8 protein-coding genes are annotated in these 7,668 nt (G+C 49.0%); 3 read left to right on the top strand and 5 right to left on the bottom strand.

Annotation, left to right across the window (positions count from 1 at the left end):
* Nucleotides 1-53: 53 nt before the first annotated feature.
* Genes Micr_RS05255 through Micr_RS05270 form a run of 4 tightly spaced genes read right to left on the bottom strand, consistent with a single transcriptional unit; the run spans nt 54 to nt 3,718 of the window.
* Complete coding sequence (locus Micr_RS05255) at nt 54-2,246, bottom strand: elongation factor EF-2 (protein WP_203134621.1); 2,193 nt, start codon at nt 2,244-2,246, stop codon at nt 54-56.
* A 13-nt stretch (nt 2,247-2,259) separates the two neighbouring features.
* Entirely contained in the window at nt 2,260-2,967 is a 708-nt protein-coding gene (rpsG, locus tag Micr_RS05260; RefSeq protein ID WP_203134622.1) for a 30S ribosomal protein S7, read from the bottom strand.
* Between the two features lie 5 nt (nt 2,968-2,972).
* On the bottom strand, nt 2,973-3,401 hold the full coding sequence (locus Micr_RS05265) for a 30S ribosomal protein S12 (protein ID WP_203134623.1): 429 nt from the start codon (nt 3,399-3,401) through the stop codon (nt 2,973-2,975).
* Between the two features lie 14 nt (nt 3,402-3,415).
* Nucleotides 3,416-3,718, bottom strand: coding sequence for a 50S ribosomal protein L30e (locus tag Micr_RS05270; protein WP_203134624.1), 303 nt, complete (start codon nt 3,716-3,718; stop codon nt 3,416-3,418).
* A gap of 304 nt (nt 3,719-4,022) precedes the next feature.
* Here Micr_RS05270 and Micr_RS05275 point away from each other — a divergent pair, with 304 nt between their 5' ends.
* Nucleotides 4,023-5,474, top strand: coding sequence for a dehydrogenase (locus Micr_RS05275; RefSeq protein ID WP_203134625.1), 1,452 nt, complete (start codon nt 4,023-4,025; stop codon nt 5,472-5,474).
* Nucleotides 5,475-5,490: 16 nt separating this feature from the next.
* The gene (locus Micr_RS05280; RefSeq protein ID WP_203135138.1) at nt 5,491-5,664 is read left to right on the top strand and encodes a DNA-directed RNA polymerase subunit K; all 174 of its coding nucleotides are present in this window, start codon (nt 5,491-5,493) and stop codon (nt 5,662-5,664) included.
* Here the strand turns inward: Micr_RS05280 and Micr_RS05285 are convergent.
* On the bottom strand, nt 5,654-6,445 hold the full coding sequence (locus Micr_RS05285) for a metallophosphoesterase (protein ID WP_203134626.1): 792 nt from the start codon (nt 6,443-6,445) through the stop codon (nt 5,654-5,656). The genes Micr_RS05280 and Micr_RS05285 overlap by 11 nt on opposite strands.
* 109 nt (nt 6,446-6,554) lie before the next feature.
* On the opposite strand from Micr_RS05285, the gene Micr_RS05290 reads away from it, so the two are divergent.
* The gene (locus Micr_RS05290) at nt 6,555-7,643 is read left to right on the top strand and encodes a M50 family metallopeptidase (protein WP_203134627.1); all 1,089 of its coding nucleotides are present in this window, start codon (nt 6,555-6,557) and stop codon (nt 7,641-7,643) included.
* Nucleotides 7,644-7,668 lie beyond the last annotated feature (25 nt).

Consider the following 7,668-nt stretch of genomic DNA (forward strand, 5'->3'; position numbering starts at 1 on the left):
AAGCCTTCGGCTCTTATTGTCATGCATTTATAGCCTGACGGGCCCTTCCCGCGTCAGGACATGAATTGGTCTGGAGTCGGCGGCTCTGGGTTCTGGCCCTTACGCTGCCTTATTTCTCTGACTACCTTGTTCTGCAGTTCTGTTGGCAGCTTTTCATAGCCTGCGAACTCGGTGTACCATATAGCCCTTCCCTGCGTAAGACCCCTCAGATCATTGGAGAAGCCCTTGAGCGTCTCGGCTACAGGCATCTTGGCCACTATGGAAACCTGTTCGTTCTCCTGCGTAACGCTGACTACCTGTCCGCGCTTGCTCTGTACAAATGTTATTACTCCGGACATGTATTCCTGAGGTATGTTTATTGTAAAGTTCTGCTTCGGCTCGTAGAGCATTACACCGGCAGTAAGCATTCCGGCGTATACCGCGTTCCTTATCGCAGGTATTATCTGGGCAGGGCCCCTGTGCACCGGGTCTTCGTGTATGGTTGCATCGACAACGCTGACCAGCACTCCGGAACATCTCTCCCTTGCCAGCGGCCCGTCCTTTACGGCCTCCCTGAATCCGTCTATCAGAAGCTCCATCACTTCGTTCATGTATTGCACTCCGTGCGTCACGTCGGCGAGCATGCACTTGTTCGAAACGTCCTCCACGTTCTTGGCAATGAGCCTGTCAAGGCCTGCAGCAACCATGGCTTCTATCGCCGCCTGGCCCTTTGGCTTTCCTTCCCTTATGGTTCCCTCGTCGATTGCGTTCTGGACGCCTTCTGGAAGAGGCTCCACAGTAACGTAGAACTTTGAATGCTTGTTTGGCGTTTTTCCTTCTATAGGTCCGGCCTTGCTGGTTATCGTCTCCCTGTATATCACTATCGGCGGGCTCGTTATTATCGGTATCTTGAACTCGTCCCTGAGCTTTGTCTCTATTACTTCCAGGTGAAGTTCGCCCATTCCGCTGACCAGATGCTCTCCGGTCTGCTGGTTTATCTCTGTGAGTATCGTCGGATCCTGCTTTGAGAGCTCCCTGAGCGCTTCTATAAGCTTGGTAGTGTCTCTTGAATCCTCTGCCTCTACGGCTTTTGTTACAACAGGCTTTGAGTAGTGGGTTATCTGCTCGAACGGGTCTATTATTCCTGTGCTAAGCGTGTCGCCTATGCTAACGTCCTTTAGCCCTATAAGCGCGGCTATATTCCCTGCAGGTATGGCGTCTACCTGAACCCTGTCAGGGCCCATGTATATGCCCACCTGCTGTATCTTCTGGGTATTGGCTAGCCCTGATATGTGGAGCTCTGTGCCCTTCTTTGCTACTCCTGAGAATACCCTTCCGACAGGCACTTCGCCGCTGTGCGGATCGTATACCATGTTGAATACAACTATGTTGGTGTTTGCCGATGCATCGGTGTTGAGCATGGACTTGCCATCTGGCGATTCCAGGTCTCCGTGCCATATCTGAGGTATTCTGTACCTCTGAGCTACGTGCGGGCTCGGAAGGTGCTCTATCATCATTATAAGTGTTGACTCGTCTATAGGAGCCACTTCCTGCAGCTTCTTCTCGTCCCCGGCAGCAGTAAGCGCGAATATGTCCTTGAATGTGACCTTGTACTTGTCCATTATGGGCTTTGATATCGCCCACTTCTTTGCGGCGGATCCGAAGGCAACGCTTCCTTTTTCCACGCTGACCTGCCATTTTTCCGCGAATTCCTCAGGGGCGAATTGCGATATGAGCTTGTTAATGTCGTTTATGAGCTTGAGCAGCCTCTCGAATGTTTGCTCCGGCGTTAGCCTGAGCTCTGTCAGAAGCCTGTCGACTTTGTTGACGAAAAGAACCGGCTTTGCCTTTTCTTTCAGCGCCTGCCTTAGCACGGTTTCTGTTTGCGGCATGACCCCTTCCACAGGATCGACCACCAGCACTACTCCGTCAACTGCGCGCATTGACCTGGTTACGTGCCCTCCGAAATCGACGTGACCCGGAGTGTCTATCAGGTTTATTATGTAGTCCTTTTCGTTGTATACGAAGCCCAAGGATATGTTTGCCGACTTTATCGTCATCCTCCTGTCCTTTTCTATAGCTTCATAGTTGGTATATAATACGTCTCCGGCTACTGCCTTTGATATTAATCCGGCCCTCGCCAATAGCGAGTCGGTAAGCGTTGTCTTGCCATGGTGAACGTGCGCTATTATGGCCACGTTCCTGATGTTGTCCAGGTCGCTCATTATTTTGGTTATTTCTTCCACTACGTATTCTTTCCTTACCATTGCAAAACACCGATTACTTCGCGCTCCTTGCCATGCGCTCTATTTCGTTTTTCCTCTTTAGTGCGTAGCTGTTTATGTCGTTGTTCGCAGCAAGCACTATCTCGTTGGCCAGAGCTTCTGAAATTGTTTTCTTGTTGTTGAATGCGCCTATTATCGAAGCAGTAGATATGTTCCTAAGCGCCGTATCAAGGCGCCTGCTGGCGCTTATGTCCACAGGTATGTTTGAAACCGTGCCTCCCTGCCTTATCCTTGTAGTATCTTCTATTGGCGCGCTGTTCTCAAGCGCCCTGATGAATACTTCCAAAGGATTCTGCTTGGTCTGATCGTTGACTATATCGAAGGCGTTCTCCACTATGTGCATTACCTTTAGCTTCTTGCCCTGCAATCTTCCTTCGGTTCTTATTACGCGGCCGCCTACCTTCTTTCCGGTGCCGCCCCTCATGAGCGCGTTCTCCAGCCTTTCGACTATGTTTATGTTGGCCTTGGAAAACATCTTCTTGCTCGTGCGCCTGTATGAGCTCGGGAATTCCTCCGGGCTGAGGCTTATGTAGTTCTTAAGGCTTAGGTCCTGTATTTCGACGTTGTAGCCATACTTGTTGAAAAGCCTGTGCTCGGTGCTGGAAGAGGATGAAGCGACAGCCTTGCGCTTTGGCGCTGCCTTCTTCTTTGCAGGCTTCTTCTGCTCTTTTCTGTGCTCTTCCTTGATTTCTTCTTCTGCCATAAAAATCATCTCTTAGGCTTCTCCTTCTTGCCCTTTATAATCTGGACCATGTTGGCTCCGTTGACTTCTACCACTTTGTATTTCATGCCAGGTATGCAGCCCATCTGGCCCCTCTGCGAGCCTCCGAGCCCCTCTATTGTGACTTCGTCGTGCTCGTCTATGTAGTTTACTGCTCCGTCGCCAGGCACGAAAGCTCCGACAACCTTGCCGTTCTTTATGAGCTGGACCCTTACGCATTTTATCTGCCCAGAGTGCGGCTGCTTCTGCTCGACTGCGAACTTCTGCAGAACCAGACCCTTGGCCCTTGGAACTGTGCCCATAGGGTCGTATTTCTGCTTAAGCTTTAGCTTCTTTCTCTTGAGCCATTTCTTCAGCAAGCGCTGATGCTTTCTCTGCTTCACAAGTTTTCTAGCGGCAAATTCTCCATTAGGCAAATTATCCCCTTAGTTTATTTTTTATCCCTTTTAAGTATGTTTGAGTTTCCCTCTTCTATCACTGAAACTGCTGACACCGAGAACGGCTTTCCGCACACTGCTCCTAGCTCCATAGGATTGCCCTCGAATATTTCCATGGGCACGTTGGCTACTTTGGCCATGTGCGCTATGTCCTGCATCGTGCTCTCCTTGTTTTTCGAAGCCACAACTATGAGCTTTGCCTTTGCATCCCTGAGCGATTTTATGACGCTGTTAAGACCCAGTGCCGTGACTCCGCTGTCAACTGCGAGCCTGATTTCGCTTGATAAATCTGCCATCGTTATCAACTTTTGTGCTGTGCATACTGCAGAATAGCACCGCAAGAAACCCGTAGGTACTACTGCAGCCTTGGTATAGCAGTATATTTAAAATAGGAAAGATATATATAAGCTATCCCTAGCTTTTGGCACTTTGGCTATAGAGGAACTTTTTCGCTGCGATTTATGCATGGCCCGTATACAACAGGGACCGCAGTCGCACCAAACCAGTGATGCCATGCACTTCCGGAAGCACAACGGATAAGAAACTTTAAATAGATTGCAGAAACAACTAAATACGCTTAATTTTGCATATGTGTTTAGTATGGAAGCCAAGGAATCCTATGACATAATAGTAGCAGGAGCAGGCATGGCTGGAAATCTTGCTGCAGCCATTGCAGCGAAGAAAGGTCGCAGCGTATTGCTTTTGGACAGGAACGACCCTGACAATGTAGGAAGGAAGAACAACTGGGGCTGGACATGCGGCGATGCCGTAGCCGGGTCGCACCTGGACTTCATAACATCAAAGACAGGGATATCGTTCTCCAAGCCCGAGCTTGACATAAAGGTCGACGGAGTGTACGCGCTTTCGCCGGATCTGGAATCCAAATACCTTTTCGACGGCGTAGGATACGTTTTGGACAGGCCGGAATTTGAAAGGAAGCTCAGGGACATCGCAATAAAGAACGGAGCCAACTATGTCACGCAATTTGAGGTCGAAGGGCCTGTTCTGGAAGACAACAAAGTGGCGGGAATATTCGGCAAGGACAAGGAAAAGAATCACACCATATACAAGTCAAAGATAGTGATAGACGCACTGGGAATATCCACAGTCCTGAGAAGGCGCCTTCCCGACAACAAGTTTGTGGAAAAGAACGTCGACATAGACGACATAGAGTCAACCGGAAGATACATTATAGAATTCGAGCTTGATCATGAGGACGAAAGGTACTATGATCCGAAAAATGCGCTCATACACCTGAACCAGACAATGGCACCAGGAGGATACGGATGGGTATTCCCGAAGAGCGACGGAAAGATGAACATAGGCCTGGGAGTCCAGAAGAGGAGCCTTGACATAAGGAACAAAGCATTAAACAGGAACGACACGCTGCAGAACCTTATAGACCAATATATAGCTTGGAATCCGGTCATAAAGAACAAGGAGTACAAGCTCTTCAACAAGGACAACAACGGCAAGGGCATATGGTCCGTAGCTGTAAGGAGGCAGATGGAAAGCTTGGTATATGATGGCTACATGGGCGCCGGAGACAGCATGGTAATGCCGAATCCGATAAGCGCAGGAGGCATAGGGCCGGCGCTTGTATCCGGAATACTTGCAGGAGAAAATGCAGCCAGGGCGATAGAAGAAAACGACACCAGCGTCAAAAGCCTGTGGCAATACAACATAGATTTCAACAAGGAATACGGATACAAGACGGCAGGATTGGAAGTTTTCAGGATTTACATGCAGTCGCTCAACAACGACGTGCTGAATTACGGGATAAAGAATTTCCTGAGCGTCAAGGAGGCCAACCAGCTGGCTTTGGGCATGATGCCAGAGCTAAGCCTTGCATCCAAGTTCTCGATAGCATTGAAGGGCGCAAAGAACATAAACGCTTTCAGGGAGCTGCTTTATGCAGTCAACAAGATGAAGGAGCTCAATGCCATTTACATGCAATACCCGAAAAGCCCAGAGGAATTCGAGCAGTGGCGCAAGAGGGTAGATAAGAGCATGCATGAGGCCAAGGAAAGGTTCAAGCCAAACCCAATATGATGGTGTACCAATGCCAATGCAAGAATATACAAAATTTGAAAAAGCAAGAGTGGTTGGAGCAAGGGCGCTCCAGCTTGCGCACGGCGCGCCGCCTCTTATAAAGGTGCCCGAAGGCATAACCGAGCCGCTAGATCTTGCGGAGATAGAATTTGAAAAAGGAGTAATACCCATAACGATAATCAGGGACTGATCTTTTTCTTCTTCCCTCTTTTTGTGTTATCGGATTCGTAGCTTGAGCTCAGAGTTTTTACTTTTCCCATGTATATCCCGTCTATAGAGTATACGTCCGCATTGGAATAGTCGAAAACTCCGTTCCTGAACAACGGGCTTATGTTGTCCTCGTCTTTCCTTTCGGCGCCAACCGCAGTGCCAAGTATTAGCGGATTGAATGCTGGCATTACTACGAGCTTTTTTGCCTTGGACGAGGCGTAGAACCTTTTTGCAGCTTTCTCGTTTATATCGGCTATAAGCCATGCTTTTTCCGAATATATGCCGCCGTTTGGGTCTATTATCCTGACCGCAACGTGGTTGTGGCCCGTAATCAGGGCTTTCTTCGACATCGCAGCTTTTGATGGCCATTTGTTGCCATGCAGCAGAGCGTAGTCGCCGAGCATCATCTCATCCACCAGTTTTATGCCCATTATCTCGTCCATGTGCGCGTCGTGGTTTCCCCTCAGCGCCACCACTTCGAGATTTGAGAGCGATTCTGCGAAATGCTTTATATCGTTCTGCCCCCAGGATTCCGGATAAAGTATGCTGTCCTTTATGTCCCCTAGAAGCACTATGCCTTTGGCCGAAAACGTGTCTGCAAGCGACAGAAGTTTCTTTGACATCTGCTCCCATAGGTTATAGATTTTTACGCCCTTGTCAGATATCCTGCGCTCCGCGCCTATGTGTATGTCGCCGATTACCAGCCATTCGCTGCGTTTTGCGCTTATCAGCAGCGCCGGCTCCCCGTATATGAAACGCATGCCCTTGAAGTTGAGTTTTTCCGACGTTCGAACATCCTAGGAGCCCATGCGACTCCCGATATAGCTTAGACACAGAAATATTATTATAGATAGGAACAGAAATGAATCTATGGCAGGAGCTTCGCCAAACATAGGCAGCATTTACGGGATACCGATAGAGCTGCACTGGACCTTCATATTGATGATGCTGCTAGCCTTGGCCATAAGCGTGAACCTGTTCATAATATTCGTTTTGCTTTTCGTTTGCGTATTCCTGCACGAGCTGGCACATTCCGTTACAGCAATAAGAAACAACATAAGCGTGAAAAAGATAATATTATACCCGCTTGGAGGCGGCTCGATGATAGACATGGACGAGGTACCCCCAAGGCTTGAATTCATGATAGCCATAGCAGGCCCAGTTTCAAGCTTCCTGCTTGCGTTCATTTTCGGCATAGCAGTCATATTCATACCTGCAGGGACTATTGAGCTTTTCGTGCAGCTTCTGTTCATACTAAACCTGCTGCTGGCCGTATTCAATATACTGCCGTGGTTCCCCCTAGATGGCGGCAGGGTGCTCAGAAGCTGGCTGGAGAAGAAGAGGGATTTCCTTTCCGCAACAAAGCTTACAGTAAACATAAGCAATGCGATAATAGTGCTGTTTGTCATAGGGACGATAGCCTTCGTGGCCGTCGAGAACGGGTATTCGCTGCTTTACAAGGAATTCATAGTGCTGTGGGACGTCTTCATTGCGGTGTTCCTTTATGGAGGGGCCAAGGCAGAACTTCAGGGAGCATATGTGAAGGAGTACACAAGCGGCATAAAGGTCAGCGCTGCCGTCAGCAAAAACTACACAATGCTTAAAGGAAGGCCTGAGCTGTACGATATTTACAAGGCAGTTATGAAAAGCCACACCCACATAGTCCTCTTCAGGGAGAACGGAAAGATTTACATCGTGTCGCGCCTTCCCAGAAGCATGCTGACCGGAGGCTCCATAAACAATATAGACGTGGGAAAGATCAGCATGCCGCTGAGCGAATTCGATGCGAATGCGCAGATATACAGCGCATACAGCAAGATGCAGAGCGAGGGCACGAGCATAGCAGCGGTTATGAAAAGGGGCAGATTTGCTGGCATTGTGCAGATGCAGCACATGGAATCGGTGATTTCGCTGCACTTGGCGCACACCAGGGGAAACTCTAAAAACGTTAAAGGCTAAGAGTTATTAGGCGACGGTGCGGTCA

This window comes from Candidatus Micrarchaeum sp. (assembly GCF_016806735.1).
GTDB classification, from domain to species: domain Archaea; phylum Micrarchaeota; class Micrarchaeia; order Micrarchaeales; family Micrarchaeaceae; genus Micrarchaeum_A; species Micrarchaeum_A acidiphilum_A.

Bases quoted from the DNA above. Each gene is read 5' to 3' on its own strand.
- Micr_RS05255 (WP_203134621.1), bottom strand. From the start codon at position 2,246: ATGGTAAGGAAAGAATACGTAGTGGAAGAAATAACCAAAATAATGAGC.
- rpsG (WP_203134622.1), bottom strand. From the start codon at position 2,967: ATGGCAGAAGAAGAAATCAAGGAAGAGCACAGAAAAGAGCAGAAGAAG.
- Micr_RS05270 (WP_203134624.1), bottom strand. From the start codon at position 3,718: ATGGCAGATTTATCAAGCGAAATCAGGCTCGCAGTTGACAGCGGAGTC.
- Micr_RS05275 (WP_203134625.1), top strand. From the start codon at position 4,023: ATGGAAGCCAAGGAATCCTATGACATAATAGTAGCAGGAGCAGGCATG.
- Micr_RS05280 (WP_203135138.1), top strand. From the start codon at position 5,491: ATGCAAGAATATACAAAATTTGAAAAAGCAAGAGTGGTTGGAGCAAGG.
- Micr_RS05285 (WP_203134626.1), bottom strand. From the start codon at position 6,445: ATGCGTTTCATATACGGGGAGCCGGCGCTGCTGATAAGCGCAAAACGC.
- Micr_RS05290 (WP_203134627.1), top strand. From the start codon at position 6,555: ATGGCAGGAGCTTCGCCAAACATAGGCAGCATTTACGGGATACCGATA.